The organism is Micromonospora sp. CNZ296 (assembly GCF_007827635.1).
Map to the genome: position 1 here is coordinate 1 of NZ_VISW01000033.1, position 13,124 is coordinate 13,124.

Here is a 13,124-nt window from a genome sequence, read left to right on the forward strand (position 1 = left end):
GATCAACGAAGAGCCACCCAAGTGATCACCAACGCCGAACCCTAACGGCAATCAGCCGAACCGATCACCACAGACATAGAAGCGTCTTGCAGTTCAGGCCCCGGCAAAAGGTGTGTATGCCGCATCGCGAGGGCCGTAACTGCAAGATCGACAGCAGTGCCGGGCGGGCGCGGGCGGGACCGGGGGCGGTGCGGGCGCGGGGGTGGGGTCAGCGCAGGGTGGAGACGGAGAAGAGGGCGCCGTCGGGGTCGCGCAGGGCGGCGCTGCGTCCGGCCGGGTTGTCGCGCGGCGGGACGAGGATGGTGCCGCCCAGCTCGGCGGCCCGGGCGGCGGTGGCGTCGGCGTCCTCCACCGCGAAGTACACCGCCCAGTACGCGGGCAGGTCCGTCGGCATCGGCTCGGCCCGGGGCAGCATCCCGGCGACGATCCGGGCGCCGCAGCGCCACCCGGTGTACGCGACCGGTCCGGCCGGGCGCTCCTCCGGATGCCAGCCGAAGACCAGCGCGTAAAACTCCTTCGCACCCTCCGGGTCGGGCGTGACCAGCTCGTTCCAGCACATCGCGCCCGGCGCGTTGTACAGCTCGGCCCCGCGCATCGCCATCGGCTGCCACACGCTGAACACCGCGCCGGCCGGGTCGGCGAGCACCGCCATGCGGCCCTGCTGCGCGACGTCGAACGGGGATACGACCACCTGCCCGCCGGCCGCCTCCACCCGGGTCGCGACCAGATCGGCGTCGTCGGTCGCCACGTACGTGGACCAGACCGGCACCTGGTCCGGCGTACCGGGTGGCCCGGCCCCGGCGACCGCCTTGCCGTCCTTGCGGAAGACGGTGTAGCCGCCGGCCTCCGGTTCGGGGGATATCTCTCCGGTCCAGCCGAACAGCTCGGGGTAGAACCGTCGGGCGTCGTCCAGACCGGGCGTGGCCAGGTCCGTCCAGCAGGGCGTGCCGGGCTCGACGCCGTTCACGGTGACCCCTCTCGCCGGGGGCGGCCCGCTCGCCCGCCCTGTCGGCATCGTGGCACCGCCGGGTCGGCCACCGGGCCGGAACCGGACAAAAGGTCAGCTGAAGCGGCGTCCCTCGTCCCGCCGGTACGCCCAGCCGGCGAGCGCGGCGAGCACCAGCACCCAGACCACGAGCATCACCAGCGCCCGGGTGTCCGGCCGGAAGTCGGTGACCGCCGCCCAGATCAGTTCCACGGCGCCCCGGGTCGGCAGGTAGGGCGCGATCGCCTTGATGAAGCCGGGCGCGTCGTCCGGCCCGGAGAGCAGGCCACCGCCGAACGCGAGCGGGAAGAAGATCACCTGCGCCACCACGATCGCGGCCTTGCTCGGCAGCGAGTAGCCGATCGCCAGGCCGAGCAGCGTGAACGGCACCGAGACCACGGCGACCGCGCCCAGGCCGAGCAGGAACTGCACCGCGCTGACCCGGGCGTCGGTGGCGACCGCCGCGATCACCACCACCGGGATCATCGAGACGTAGGTCAGGACCACCCCGGCCAGGATCCGCCCGGCCAGCCGCGGCGCCGGTCCGGTCGGCAGGGTCCGGGTGTACGGGTTCCAGGGCTGGTCGCGGTCCTCGGAGACGCCTACGCCGTACTGGAAGATGTTGGCGGTCATCACCGCGAAGGTCACCATGGCGGCGGTGGCGTAGGTGGCGCCGACCGGGTCGTCGCCGGCGAACGGCACCACGAAGAAGAGCATCGAGGCGGCGGGGAAGAACGCGCTGCCCACCACCGCCACCGGCACCCGGATGATCTCCAACAGGTGGTAGCGGGCGTGGATCAGGGCGAGCGGCACGGCGGTCTCCTAGGCAGGGGTGGGCGCGGGCCGGTCGTCGGCCGTGATGGCGAGGAACGCCTCCTCCAGCGAGGTGGGCCGGACCTCCAGATCGTGGAACGGCACCCCGGAGGTGACCAGGTCGCGGACGAGCTGGTCGGCGTCGGTGGTGAGCAGGTGCACCCGCCCGTCGGCGCGTTCGGTGGTGACCACGCCCGGCAGCGCCGGCAGGTCGTCGGCGACCAGGCTGACCCGGCGTACGCCGACGATCCCGCGGATCGCCGCCACCGAGTCGTCGGCGAGCACCCGCCCGTGGCCGATCACCACCACCCGCTGCGCGAGCGCCTCCACCTCCTCCAGGTAGTGGCTGCTCAGCAGCACGGTGCCACCGTCGGCGTGGAAGCCGCGAATCGCGTCCCAGAGCGCGTGCCGCGCCTCCACGTCGAGGCCGGTGGTCGGCTCGTCGAGCACCACCAGCCGGGGACGGCCGACGAACGCCAGCGCCACGGCGAGCCGGCGACGCTGCCCGCCGGAGAGGCCGCCGGTCTGCCGGCGGACCTGGTCGGCGAGGCCGAACCGGTCGAGCAGCTCGCCTCGCGGCACCGGGTCGGGGAAGTGCGCGGAGACGAAGTCGACCACCTCGCCGACCCGCAGCGTGCCGGGCAGGCCGGTCTCCTGCGGGGTGACCCCGAGCTGCCGCCGGCTCGCCGGGTCGCGCGGGTCGCCGCCGCACAGCTCGACCCGGCCGGCGGTGGGGCGGCGCAGCCCGACCAGCAGGTTGATCAGCGTGCTCTTGCCGGCGCCGTTCGGCCCGAGCAGGCCGACCAGCTCGCCGGCCCGGACGGTCAGGTCGACCCGGTCCAGCGCCAGCACGTCGCCGTAGCGGCGGCTGACCTGTTCGGCCTGGGCCAGGATCATCGGCGATCTCCTCGGGCGGAAGGGCTGTGCCTCCCCTGTCTACCGTGCGTGCGCCAGCCGCGCTGTCCCCTGACCGGGTGCTCGCATCCCCTAGTCTGGTGGCGCCGTCGACGACGGTGGAAGTTCCGACCGGACACTGGGGAGGGTCCGTGACCAGTCCGAGCAGGAATCTCGACGTCCAGCCGGAGGCGCTGAGGGCGTTCGCCGCCGCCTCCCGGGACCGGGCCGGCCGGTTCCGCGAGCTGGAGCGGGCGTTCCGCGACGGCCACGTGGCCCGGCACTCCTTCGGCGTCATGCCCGCGTCGTTCAGCCTCGCCGCCGCGTACGAGCAGCAGTTCGAGGCGTGCCTGGAAGGGCTGGCGGACGGAGCCGAGGTGATGGCCGACATCGCCGAAGGGCTCGACGACACCGCGGAGGCCTACACCGGCACGGACGTGGCGAACACCGACATGTTCAAGCCGGGCGTCTGAGGGGGCGGGATGAGCACCGAGGCGCTGCAGCGCAACAAGACCTACTTCGAGCAGATCGTGTCGGGCACGCCCGACCCGTTCAAGCCGCTGTCGAACGCGGTGCTGTGGCCGTTCGAGCAGCTCCTGGAACTGGTCGCCGGTGAGCCGGACGATCTGATGCGGGCGGCCCAGCTCGCGCTGACCACCGGGGAGGCGGTCCGGCGGATCGCCGGGGACCAGGTCGCCGACCGGGCCCGGCTGCGCGGCGCCTGGGACGGCGACGCGGCGGACAAGTTCCACGCCTCGATGGAGTCGGTCGAGGAGGCGATCGAGGAGCTGGCGAAAGGCCTGGACGGCACCAAGGAGGTGCTGGTCGATGCGGCGAACGCCGCTGTGGACGCCTTCAACCTGCTGGTCGAGCTGATTCTGGAGTTCCTGCTCTGGTTCCTGACCGAGGTCATCATCGCCGCCGTGGCGGCCGTGTTGAGCGCCGGTGTGACACTGGCGGCCACTGTGGTGCGCGTGCTGGCCCGGCTGGCCACCACCGTCGGCCGCATGGTCAAGATCGTGGCCCGGTTCGCGGAGATCCTCACCAAGCTGGTCACCAAGCTGGAGAAGGTCGCCGAGCTTCTCATGCGCTACCGCCGGGTGGTGCTGGAGCTGCGGCAGGCCAAGAAGGCGTACCGGGCGTGGAACAAGTCCGGCTACACCAGGGAGGCGTTCGCGTTCAAGATCAAACGCGCTGCGATCCTCTTCCCCGGCAAGTTCGCCATCAACCAGGCGTCCCCGGTGAACATCCCGGGCATCGGCGGCGCCCTGCTCGACACCGGGATGGGCCTGCACGACGTCTCCGACGGGCGCAAGGACCGCAACTACCTGGTGGACGGCACGTACCGCGAGGATCTCGGCCCGTACACCAACGGCGTGCAGAACGTGTTCGACTCGATCGTGAACTGAGAGGCAGCAATGACGTTCCCGGCCCTGGACCGGATCGAGGCGCTGGCCCGCAACCTGGACGGGTGGCAGCGCGAACTCGGCGCGCGGATGGCCGAGCTGGAGCAGAGCAGCGCCGAGGGGGTGAGCGACTCCGGCCTGGTCACTGTCGTGGCCGCGGCCGACGGCAAGATCCTCTCCACCGACATCAACGCACGGGCCATGCGCTTCGACTCGTACACGCTCGCCGAGGAGATCACCTCGGCGGCGAACCGGGCGCAGGAGGCCGCCGCCGCCCGCGTACGCGAGATCGTCGGCGAGGTGATGGGCAACGCGCCGGGTGCGGAGCGCCCCGCCGACGACGGCTACGGCCACGACCGATACTGAGCCGATGGACGAGACCAGATACCGCGACCGGATCGGCCTGCTCGTCGAGCCGGGCGAGCGTGTCCTGGCCCACGCCAAGGCCGACGTCGGCCAGGGGCTCGCTCCGGCGCCGCCGCCCGAGCCGGAGTCCACTGCCGAGCCGAGCCGGCGGACGATCGGCTCGGTGCTGCTCAACGTGCTGCTGCCACTGGCCACCTGGGACCGCGGCGACCGCCTGGTCGACGCGATCGGCTGGGGGATCGCCGGACGCGGCGCCCCCGGCACCGCCGCCTCCCGCCTACATCGCGCGCTCCGCCCGCCCCGGCCCGACCTCCAGGTCCGGGAGACGCTGCTCGCGGTCACCGAGCGGCGGTTGCTGGTCTGCCGCACCGGCGGGGTCAAACTGCTCGCCGGGCGCGAGGCCGAGGAACGCGCGCTGGCCGAGACCGCCGTGGCGTGGTCGGCCGCGCGCGGCGAGATCGCCTCCGCGCGGGTGGGATGGCACCGGCTCAACCCGAAGCGGCTGCGGATCGACTTCACCGACGGCTCCTGGTTGTCGTTCACCGTGCCGATCGCCGAGTCCGGCCGCCCGCTGCGCGAGGTCGCCGCCGCGCTGTCCGCCTGACCGGACCCGCCCCGCCGGGCCCGCGGCGGGCCGTCGAGGACCGCGGTCGGCCGTCCACGTCCGCGCGGCCGGGCCTCCTCGTCAGGCGGTCAGCGGCGCGGGCAGCGGCTCGCGGTGCAGCACGGCCAGGCGGGAGACCGCCCGGGTCAGCACCACATAGAGGCGGTGCAGCCCACGCGGCTCGGCGGCCACGATCGCAGCCGGCTCGACGACCACCACGTGGTCGTACTCCAGGCCCTTCACCAGCGTCGCCGGGACCACAGTGACGCGCGCCGCGGCCTCGACGTCGTCGGCCGTAGCGGTCTCGACGCCCGCGTCGGCGAGCGCCGCGCGGAGCCGGTCGACCGCGTCGTCCGCCGCGATCACACCGACCGAGCCGTCGTGCGCGAGCGCCGCCCGCACCTCGGCCACCGTCGCGGCCGTCAGGTCCTCGGCGGTACGCACATCGAGCGCGCCGTCGTTGCGCAGCGACCGGGCCGGGGGTACGTCGACGGCGAGCGCCGGCAGCAGCCGGTTCGCGAACGCCACCACGGCGGCGGGCACCCGGAAGCCCACGCTCAGCGGCACCACTGCGGCGTCCGGCTTGCCCAGGTGAGCCAGGGAGTCCCGCCAGTCGGTGGCCGCCCACGGCGCGGTGCCCTGGGCCAGGTCGCCGAGCAGCGTGATCGAGCCGTGCTCGCTGCGCCGGGCGATGGCCCGGCACTGCATCGGGGAGAGGTCCTGCGCCTCGTCGACCACCACGTGCCCGAAGCCGGCGGGCCGTTCCAGCAGCCCGGCCACCTCGTCGATGAGCACCGCGTCCGCGGCGGTCCACCGGGTCGCCTTCGCGGTGCGGGCGACAGTGCCGGAGCGGAACAGCTCCTGCTCCTCGGGCGTGAGCAGGCCATTCGCAGCGGCGGCGAGCGCGTCGGCGTCGGTGCGCAGCCGGTGCACCAGCCCGTCCGGGGTGAGCGCCGGCCAGACCGCGTCGAGCAGGTCGGTGACCGGCTTGATCCGGCTCATCCGGCGCAGCCAGGCGTCGCTCGGTGACTCCGCCCGGCGCGCCTCCGCCTGGCGTTGCAGCAGCCCCACCACCCGCGCCCGGACCCGCTCCCGGCCGGTGGCGTAGGGCAGCCCTTCCCCGCGGGTCTCGGTGACCAGCCGGTGCAGCGGGTCCAGCCCGATCCGCCACCGGTACGAGCCGTCCGACACCATGATCGGCTCGGTCGGCGTACCGATGTGGGCCTCGACGGCCCGGCGCAGCACCTCGGCCATCCGGACGTCGTGCTTGAGCGCGGCGGCGGCCGGGTCGTCGACCGCGCGGACCGGCACCCGCGCGACCAGGTCCTCCACTGTGGCCTGCTCGACCTCGACCTCACCGAGCGCGGGCAGCACCGCCGCGATGTACGACAGGAACGCCCGGTTCGGCCCGACGATCAGCACGCCCGAGCGGCGCAGCCGTTCCCGGTGCAGATAGAGCAGGTACGCGGCGCGGTGCAGCCCGACCGCCGTCTTCCCGGTGCCGGGCGCGCCCTGCACGCAGATCGAGTCGGTCAGATCGGCCCGGACCAGCTCGTCCTGCTCCGGCTGGATGGTGGCGACGATGTCGCGCATCGGGCCGACGCGGGGGCGCTCGATCTCGGCGGTGAGGATGCGGCTGGCGGTGCCGAGTTCCTCGCCCCGGTCCAGGTGCTCGTCCTCGAAGCTGGTCAGCGTCCCGGCGCTGAACCCGAACCGGCGGCGTACGGCGACACCCTGCGGGTCGCGCGCGCTCGCCCGGTAGAAGGACCGGGAGACCGGGGCCCGCCAGTCCAGCACCAGCGGTTCGCCCAGCTCGTCGGTGACGTGCCGCCGCCCGACGTGGTACTCCCGCCCGGCGTGGTCCGGGTCGTCGCCGCCGAAGTCCAGGCGGCCGAAGAACAGCGGGGTGGTCGGGTCGTCGGCCAGCTCCTTGACCCGCCGGGCCATGTGCCGGCCGAGCTGCTCGGCTGTGTACGAGTCTCCGGCCACCTTGTCGCCGGTGGAGAAGAGCGCCTCGGCGCGTTCCCGCATCCGGGTCAGCGCGGCGCGGGAGGCGTCGAGGTGGGCACGCTCGGCGGCCAGTTCGGCGTCGAGGCTCGGTGTGGCGTCAAGGTCGGTTGCGGGCACGATGAACTCCGATGGCTCAACTGAGGCTCGCTCGCGTGTCCGGGGCGGTTGGCCTGCTCCCGGCGCGGGGACGTCCGCTGCGGTGCATGCTCACCGCGGCCGTCGGGCGGTCCTCCACGCTACGGGAGCACCGGCCGGTCACGCCAACGATTTTCGGGATGGCTGGCGTTTCGCTCGACCCGGCCTCAACCTTAATAATATTATTAAGTCCGGAGGTGGGGGATGGAGTGGGAGATCCTGATGACAGGGCAGGTGGAGGAGTTCCTCGATCAGCTCTACGTCCTCGACCGCGACTCCCATCGCCTCGTCAACCAGGCCATCCTGGTGCTGGAACGCAACGGGCCCGCCGAGGGGCGACCTCTCGTCGACAGCATCACCGCCTCGCGTCTGAGCAACCTCAAGGAGCTGCGACCGCCGTCGGCGGGGCGCACCGAGATCAGGATCCTGTTCGTCTTCGATCCATGGCGCTCAGCGGTGCTGCTGGTCGCCGGCGACAAGTCCGGGCAGTGGACACGGTGGTACCGCGAAGCCATACCGGAGGCGGAGCAGCTGTACGACACGTACCTGAAGGAACGGCAGGAGGAGAACCGATGAGCGGCGTCAGGCGCTGGCGTGACACCACCCACCTGGACCGGGCGATCGACACTGCCGGCGGCCCGCGCGCGTTCGAGGCCGAGGTCGGGGAGATGCTCGATCAGGCGCGTGGGTGGCGGCTCGCCGAGCTGCGCAAGCGGCGGGAGATGACGCAGGAGCAGGTGGCGTCGAGGATGGGTGTCTCGGTCGCCCGGGTCTCGCAGATCGAGGCGGGCAACGTCGCGACCCAGGAGGTGCTCGCGCGCTACATCGGTGCGCTCGGCGGCACCCTCAAGTTGATCGCCGACTTCGGCGACGAGCAGCTCAAGGTCGCCTGAATCCGATGGTTCCACCGCTGGATCCCGGCGTCCGCCGACGCGGGATCATTGAGGCATGACCGAGGCGCTTCCCGGCCGGAGCCGGGTGACGATCAGTGATCCGCAGGTGATGCGGGCACTCGCTCACCCGGCCCGCATGGCGATCATGGAACATCTCGGCACGCTGGAGGGCGGTGCGACGGCCACCGAGTGCGCCGAGATCGCCGGCCTCTCGCCGAGCGCCACCAGCTATCACCTGCGCGAGCTGGCGAAGTTCGGGCTGGTCCAGCAGGCGCCCGGGCGGGGTGACGCCCGGGAGCGGCTCTGGCAGGCGGTGAATCCGTCGTACCACGTCGAGGTGGGGCCGGACGCCGACCCGGAGGCGCGTGCCGCCGAGGTGGCACTGGTCGAGGCGCACATGGTCCGCGACGCCCAGCGGGTCCGGGACTGGTTGCGCCGCGCGCCGGACGAGTCGCCGGAGTGGTACGCGGCGACCTGGTTCAGCGACAGCATGCTGCTCATGACCGCCGAGGAGCTGACCGAGCTGAACCAGGCGATCCAGGCGCTGATGGAGCCGTACCGGCGGCGGACCCGGACCGATCCGCCGGCCGGGGCCCGGCCGGTGGCGACGCAGTACCGGGCGATGCCCGTCGACTGAGGGGGTTGCGCGCGTCAGTTGTGAAGGATTACTTTCGAAGTATGTCCTTCACAACTGACGCGTCGCGCTGGCCGGACGTCTGGCTCGCGGCCACCGCGCGCGGCATCTCCAGTTGCGGGGACTTCCTCGCCGCCGCCACGCTCACGCTCGCCCTCCAATCCGCCGGCGCCGGCGGACTCGCCGTCTCCGGGCTGCTGCTCGCCGCGACGTTGCCGCTCGTGGTGCTCGCGCCGCTGACCGGCCGGCTCGCCGACCGGGTGGACAGCCGGGTGCTGCTCGTCGCCGCCGGTCTCGTGCAGGCCGCGGTCTGCCTGGCCCTCGCGTACGCGCGGGATCCGGTGCTGGTGATCGCACTCGTGGCGCTGCTCGCGACCGGGCTCGCGGTCACCCAGCCGGCGATCGCCGCGCTGGTGCCGGTGATGGTCCGGCCCGAGGACCTGCCCCGGGCGGGCGCGCTCAACCAGACCGCCGGGACGCTCGGCGCGCTCGCCGGTCCGGCGCTGGCCGGGCTGCTCGTCGGGCAGTTCGGCACCCGGGTGCCGCTGCTCGTCGACGCGTTCAGCTACCTCGCGCTGGTGGCGGCCGGGCTGCTCATCCGTACCCGCAGGGGAGGGCGCCGGACGCCGGCCGCGGTCGCCGCGGCGGTCGCGCCCGCGTGGCGGCTGCGCCGCGACCCGCTGCTGACGGTGATGGTCGGCAGCGTGGCCGCGGTGATCGGCGCGGTCGGCGCAGTGAACGTGATCGAGGTCTTCTTCATCCGGGAGACGCTCGGCAGCAGCACCACCGTGTACGGCCTGGTCACCGGCTCCTGGACGCTCGGCATCGTGCTCGGCGCGTGGCTGTTCGCCCGGGTCGCCCGCCGGCTCGCCGACGACGGCGCGCTGCTCGGGGCCGGGCTGGTGCTGCTCGGCGGCTGCTGCCTGGCGGTGCTCGTCTCGGCCGCGGTGCCCTCGGCCTGGCTGCTCGTGCCCATCTGGCTGGCGGGCGGCGTGGCGAACGGCGGCAACAACGTCTTCGACCAGTTGCTGCTGGCCCGGCGGGTGCCCGAGGCGTCCCGGGGCCGGGCGTTCGCGGTCTTCGGAGCGGCGGCGCAGGGCGCGGCGATGGGCGGCTACCTGGTCGGGGGCCTGCTGCTGGAGGTGGCCGGCCCGCGCGTCCTGATCGCCGGCTGCGGCGTGGCCGGCCTGCTGGTCGTGGTGGCGCTGCTCGGGCCGGTCCGCCGCGCGGTACGCGCCGAGCGCGCCGCCGCCCGTACGGCCACGCCTGCCGCCGTCTCCGTGGCGGCGAAGTCCGTCTGACCGCTGGCGTTAAGAAGGGGCCCTTCCTCTACCGAAGGCGTTAACAAGGGGCCCTTCCTTCCCGCCGGGTGCGGAGTTCACCACTCGATCGGATCCCCCGGCGGCGCGGCGGAAGCCACGGCGATACGGTCGGGTCATGGCCGACCGCATCGCCCGCCCCCGGGTGGGGCACATCCAGTTCCTCAACTGCCTGCCCATCTACTGGGGGCTGATGCGGTCCGGCGCGCTGATCGACGTCGACCTGCACAAGGACTCGCCGGACCGGCTGAGCGCCGACCTGGTCGCCGGTGACCTGGACATCGGCCCGATCACGCTGGTGGAGTTCCTCAAGCACGCCGATGACCTGCTGCTCCTGCCCGACCTGGCGGTCGGCAGCGACGGGCCGGTGCTCTCGGTGAACGTGGTGTCCACCCGCCCGCTGGGCGAGCTGGACGGCGCCCGGGTGGCGCTCGGCTCCACCTCGCGTACCGGGGTGCTGCTGGCCCAGCTGCTGCTCGCCGAGCGGCACGGCGTGCGCCCGGAGTACTTCCGCTGCCCGCCGGACCTGACCCAGATGCTGCTGGAGGCCGACGCCGGAGTGCTCATCGGCGACGTGGCGCTGCGCGCGCTCTACGAGGCGCCCGCCAAGGGCCTCGAGGTGACCGACCTGGGGCAGGCGTGGCACGACTGGACCGGCCTGCCGATGGTGTTCGCCGTCTGGGCGGTACGCCGCGAGTTCGCCGCCGCCCACCCGGGCCTGGTCAAGGAGGTGCACGAGGCGTTCCTGCGCTCGCGCGACCTGTGCCTGGCCGAGCTGGACCAGGTGGCGGAGGCGGCGGCCCGCTGGGAGACGTTCGACGCGGCCACGCTCGCCACGTACTTCCGGGCGCTCGACTTCTCGCTGGGCGAGCGGCAGGTGGCCGGGTTGCGCGAGTTCGCCCGCCGGGCGGCCGCGCACGGGGAGGTGCCGGCGCTGCCGGCCGGCGGCCCGGAGTTCTTCCAGGGCTGACCGCGAGGGCTGACCGCGCGGGCCGCGCGAGGGCCGGCCGCGCGGAGTCAGGCCGGGCGTGCCTGGGTCAGGTCGCCGGGCGCAGCAGCGCCTTGGTGATCCGTTCGCAGGCGTCCATGCCGTACTCCCAGCCGCCTTCGACGCCGAACGGGGTGCGCAGCATCACGCCCATCGTCCAGGTGTCGCCGATGGCCAGGCAGTTGACGTGGTACTCCTCTTCCTTGTCCCGGTCGATCCACCCGTTCTTGATGGCGATCTTCTTCTGCTGGGCCGCCGGGAACGCCTTGCGGATGCCGAAGTCGCCGGGAGCGCGTACCTGGCGCATCTCGTTGAGCAGCCACTTGGTCCACTTCGGCCCGGCCGCCCGGCCGTCGTCGATGCAGAGACCGAGGCGCGCGGTGTCCCGAGGGGACAGCTCGGTGCGGCTCCAGCCGCCGTCGGAGGCGACCTCGCTGTCGGTCAGCCTGCAGATCGAGATCAGCCGCTCGATCGAGTCCGAGCCGCCGACGTTCTCGTAGAACTCCTGCGCCCGGGTGTTGTCGCTGTCCCGGATGATCTTCGTGGCGTCGGCCAGCTTCGCGTCGCTCGGCGTCCGGCCTTCCGCGGCGCTCAGGCGCAGGTAGTCGGCCACCACCCAGGACTTGATCAGGGACGCGGTGGTGCTCGTCTCGCCCATGTTCGCCGAGCCGATGATCTTCCCGGTGCGCTTGTCCAGGACGGACCAGGCGTACCAGCCCTTGATCTTGAGGCTGTCCAGGTTCTTCGCCTGGAACGGCAGCGGGGCGATCGACGGTGAGGGGGCGACACGCGGCGCGTTGCGGTCGACGGACTGCTGCGTGGACCGTTCGCTCGTCGGCTCGGGATGCGAGTTCGCGGTGGCCTCCAGCGGGGAGCCGGGGATCACACGCAGGGAGAGGCCGAGCAGGCCGACGAGGGCCGCAGCCAGGGCGCTGAACGCGAGCGGGCGCCGGTAGCTGCCGGGCCGACGCCGGGCACCGGCCATCAGAGCTTCCCGACCGGCTGTTGCGGCACCTTGAGCGCGGCGCCGGGCTGCGGCGCCACGAGCTGGGTGGCGACGGCGGCGCACATCTTCGCACCGTACGGCAGACCGGAGCTGCCCGGGTACCGCATCATCACGGAGAGACTCCACTTGTCGGTGAACGCCAGGCAGCTGACGTGCCAGTTGCCGTCGTAGGCGAGCTGCGTCCAGCCGTTCTTCATGTGCACCGGGCCCTGCGACTTGATCGTCGCCGGCAGGCCGTCGATGATGCCCCACCGGCCGCCGCCGGACCGCGCGCCCTGCTTGCTGACGCTGCCGGCCACCTTGGTCATCTCGCTGAGCAGCCACTTGGTCCACTTGGGGCCGGCGGCGCGGCCGTCGGCGATGCAGTCGCCGAGGCGGGCCGCGTCCCGGGGGGACATCTCGGTGAAGCTCCACCAGCCCTTGTAGTCGGGCACGCTGCCGGGCCTGGTGTCGGTCAGGCCGCAGATCTGGATCGCCCGCGCGATGACCGGGTCGGGCCGGCCGCCCGGCTGGGGCTTGTAGGAACCGCCCGCCGCCCGGTACACCGCGTTCGCGCCGTCGTCGTCGCTGTCCCGGATCGCCAGGATCGCCGCCTTCTTGAGCCCGGCGCTCGGCTGCTTGTCGCCGAGCTGGCGAAGGTAGTCCGCGATGATCCAGGCCTTGAGCATCGACTCGGTGGAGCTGGTCTGGTTCATGTTCTTCGCGCCGGTGACAGTGCCGGTCTCGCGGTCCATCAGGGCCCAGGAGAAGAACTCACCCTTGAAGTTCACCGACACCGGGGCGTCGGCGAGCGTCGGGGGCGCCGGCGCGGTCGGTGCCGGCGCCGGGACCTGCTCGCCGCCGCCGAGGCCGCCCGCGCCGTCTCCGCCGGAGAGCTTCGCGTACGCGGCCGGCACCAGCATGACGCCGCCGATGAGGACCGCCACGATGGCGAGCACCAAGGTCACGCGAGGTCGCATGAGTGGTGAGCTCCAGATGTCTGGCCGGGGGGACCGGCGCTTCCGCATGGGTTCGGCCCGGTCGCCACTAGGCCGGGGGACGGTGGCCTGAACGGTGACGATCATGAAGCCG

General features: G+C 73.0%; 15 protein-coding genes. 9 read left to right on the plus strand and 6 right to left on the minus strand.

Going from position 1 to position 13,124, the window contains the following annotated elements:
• Nucleotides 1-208: 208 nt before the first annotated feature.
• The 3 genes from FB455_RS32025 to FB455_RS32035 form a co-directional block, all read right to left on the minus strand.
• Nucleotides 209-967, minus strand: a complete 759-nt coding sequence (locus tag FB455_RS32025) for a VOC family protein (protein WP_013283574.1) — start codon at nucleotides 965-967, stop codon at nucleotides 209-211.
• Between the two features lie 93 nt (nucleotides 968-1,060).
• On the minus strand, nucleotides 1,061-1,798 hold the full coding sequence (locus FB455_RS32030) for an ABC transporter permease (RefSeq protein WP_013283575.1): 738 nt from the start codon (nucleotides 1,796-1,798) through the stop codon (nucleotides 1,061-1,063).
• A 9-nt stretch (nucleotides 1,799-1,807) separates the two neighbouring features.
• Nucleotides 1,808-2,695 carry an ABC transporter ATP-binding protein gene (locus FB455_RS32035; protein ID WP_013283576.1) on the minus strand — a complete coding sequence of 296 codons (888 nt, stop codon included), beginning with the start codon at nucleotides 2,693-2,695 and terminating at the stop codon, nucleotides 1,808-1,810.
• Between the two features lie 149 nt (nucleotides 2,696-2,844).
• Between FB455_RS32035 and FB455_RS32040 the strand changes: the two genes are divergently transcribed.
• The 4 genes from FB455_RS32040 to FB455_RS32055 are packed head-to-tail and all read left to right on the plus strand — an operon-like array spanning nucleotide 2,845 to nucleotide 5,068.
• Complete coding sequence (locus FB455_RS32040; RefSeq protein ID WP_091330396.1) at nucleotides 2,845-3,165, plus strand: type VII secretion target; 321 nt, start codon at nucleotides 2,845-2,847, stop codon at nucleotides 3,163-3,165.
• Nucleotides 3,166-3,174: 9 nt separating this feature from the next.
• Nucleotides 3,175-4,101, plus strand: a complete 927-nt coding sequence (locus FB455_RS32045) for a WXG100 family type VII secretion target (RefSeq protein WP_013283578.1) — start codon at nucleotides 3,175-3,177, stop codon at nucleotides 4,099-4,101.
• A 9-nt stretch (nucleotides 4,102-4,110) separates the two neighbouring features.
• Nucleotides 4,111-4,464 carry a YbaB/EbfC family nucleoid-associated protein gene (locus FB455_RS32050; RefSeq protein WP_013283579.1) on the plus strand — a complete coding sequence of 118 codons (354 nt, stop codon included), beginning with the start codon at nucleotides 4,111-4,113 and terminating at the stop codon, nucleotides 4,462-4,464.
• Between the two features lie 4 nt (nucleotides 4,465-4,468).
• Nucleotides 4,469-5,068 (plus strand): hypothetical protein, encoded by a 600-nt coding sequence (locus FB455_RS32055; protein WP_013283580.1) that lies wholly within the window; start codon nucleotides 4,469-4,471, stop codon nucleotides 5,066-5,068.
• 81 nt (nucleotides 5,069-5,149) lie between these two features.
• Here the strand turns inward: FB455_RS32055 and FB455_RS32060 are convergent, their stop codons facing one another.
• Entirely contained in the window at nucleotides 5,150-7,195 is a 2,046-nt protein-coding gene (locus FB455_RS32060) for a helicase domain-containing protein (protein ID WP_145755704.1), read from the minus strand.
• A 222-nt stretch (nucleotides 7,196-7,417) separates the two neighbouring features.
• Here FB455_RS32060 and FB455_RS32065 point away from each other — a divergent pair, with 222 nt between their 5' ends.
• From FB455_RS32065 to FB455_RS32085, 5 genes are all read left to right on the plus strand, one after another.
• Nucleotides 7,418-7,789 carry a type II toxin-antitoxin system RelE/ParE family toxin gene (locus tag FB455_RS32065; protein ID WP_013473543.1) on the plus strand — a complete coding sequence of 124 codons (372 nt, stop codon included), beginning with the start codon at nucleotides 7,418-7,420 and terminating at the stop codon, nucleotides 7,787-7,789.
• On the plus strand, nucleotides 7,786-8,106 hold the full coding sequence (locus tag FB455_RS32070) for a helix-turn-helix domain-containing protein (protein WP_145755705.1): 321 nt from the start codon (nucleotides 7,786-7,788) through the stop codon (nucleotides 8,104-8,106). Before FB455_RS32065 ends, FB455_RS32070 begins: the two co-directional genes overlap by 4 nt.
• 55 nt (nucleotides 8,107-8,161) lie before the next feature.
• A complete protein-coding gene (locus FB455_RS32075; RefSeq protein WP_145755706.1) occupies nucleotides 8,162-8,743 on the plus strand; it encodes a winged helix-turn-helix domain-containing protein in 582 nt (193 codons plus the stop codon).
• Between the two features lie 41 nt (nucleotides 8,744-8,784).
• The gene (locus FB455_RS32080; RefSeq protein ID WP_145755707.1) at nucleotides 8,785-10,041 is read left to right on the plus strand and encodes an MFS transporter; all 1,257 of its coding nucleotides are present in this window, start codon (nucleotides 8,785-8,787) and stop codon (nucleotides 10,039-10,041) included.
• Between the two features lie 136 nt (nucleotides 10,042-10,177).
• Nucleotides 10,178-11,029 carry a menaquinone biosynthetic enzyme MqnA/MqnD family protein gene (locus tag FB455_RS32085; protein WP_013283584.1) on the plus strand — a complete coding sequence of 284 codons (852 nt, stop codon included), beginning with the start codon at nucleotides 10,178-10,180 and terminating at the stop codon, nucleotides 11,027-11,029.
• 67 nt (nucleotides 11,030-11,096) lie between these two features.
• On the opposite strand, the gene FB455_RS32090 is transcribed toward FB455_RS32085, so the two are convergent.
• The gene (locus FB455_RS32090; protein WP_013283585.1) at nucleotides 11,097-12,032 is read right to left on the minus strand and encodes a hypothetical protein; all 936 of its coding nucleotides are present in this window, start codon (nucleotides 12,030-12,032) and stop codon (nucleotides 11,097-11,099) included.
• Nucleotides 12,032-13,012 (minus strand): serine hydrolase, encoded by a 981-nt coding sequence (locus FB455_RS32095; protein WP_013473547.1) that lies wholly within the window; start codon nucleotides 13,010-13,012, stop codon nucleotides 12,032-12,034. The genes FB455_RS32090 and FB455_RS32095 overlap by 1 nt, the downstream gene beginning before the upstream one ends.
• Between the last annotated feature and the right edge of the window lie 112 nt (nucleotides 13,013-13,124).

Bases quoted from the DNA above. Each gene is read 5' to 3' on its own strand.
- FB455_RS32035 (WP_013283576.1), bottom strand. From the start codon at position 2,695: ATGATCCTGGCCCAGGCCGAACAGGTCAGCCGCCGCTACGGCGACGTG.
- FB455_RS32045 (WP_013283578.1), top strand. From the start codon at position 3,175: ATGAGCACCGAGGCGCTGCAGCGCAACAAGACCTACTTCGAGCAGATC.
- FB455_RS32050 (WP_013283579.1), top strand. From the start codon at position 4,111: ATGACGTTCCCGGCCCTGGACCGGATCGAGGCGCTGGCCCGCAACCTG.
- FB455_RS32055 (WP_013283580.1), top strand. From the start codon at position 4,469: ATGGACGAGACCAGATACCGCGACCGGATCGGCCTGCTCGTCGAGCCG.
- FB455_RS32065 (WP_013473543.1), top strand. From the start codon at position 7,418: ATGGAGTGGGAGATCCTGATGACAGGGCAGGTGGAGGAGTTCCTCGAT.
- FB455_RS32070 (WP_145755705.1), top strand. From the start codon at position 7,786: ATGAGCGGCGTCAGGCGCTGGCGTGACACCACCCACCTGGACCGGGCG.
- FB455_RS32075 (WP_145755706.1), top strand. From the start codon at position 8,162: ATGACCGAGGCGCTTCCCGGCCGGAGCCGGGTGACGATCAGTGATCCG.
- FB455_RS32080 (WP_145755707.1), top strand. From the start codon at position 8,785: ATGTCCTTCACAACTGACGCGTCGCGCTGGCCGGACGTCTGGCTCGCG.
- FB455_RS32085 (WP_013283584.1), top strand. From the start codon at position 10,178: ATGGCCGACCGCATCGCCCGCCCCCGGGTGGGGCACATCCAGTTCCTC.
- FB455_RS32090 (WP_013283585.1), bottom strand. From the start codon at position 12,032: ATGGCCGGTGCCCGGCGTCGGCCCGGCAGCTACCGGCGCCCGCTCGCG.
- FB455_RS32095 (WP_013473547.1), bottom strand. From the start codon at position 13,012: ATGCGACCTCGCGTGACCTTGGTGCTCGCCATCGTGGCGGTCCTCATC.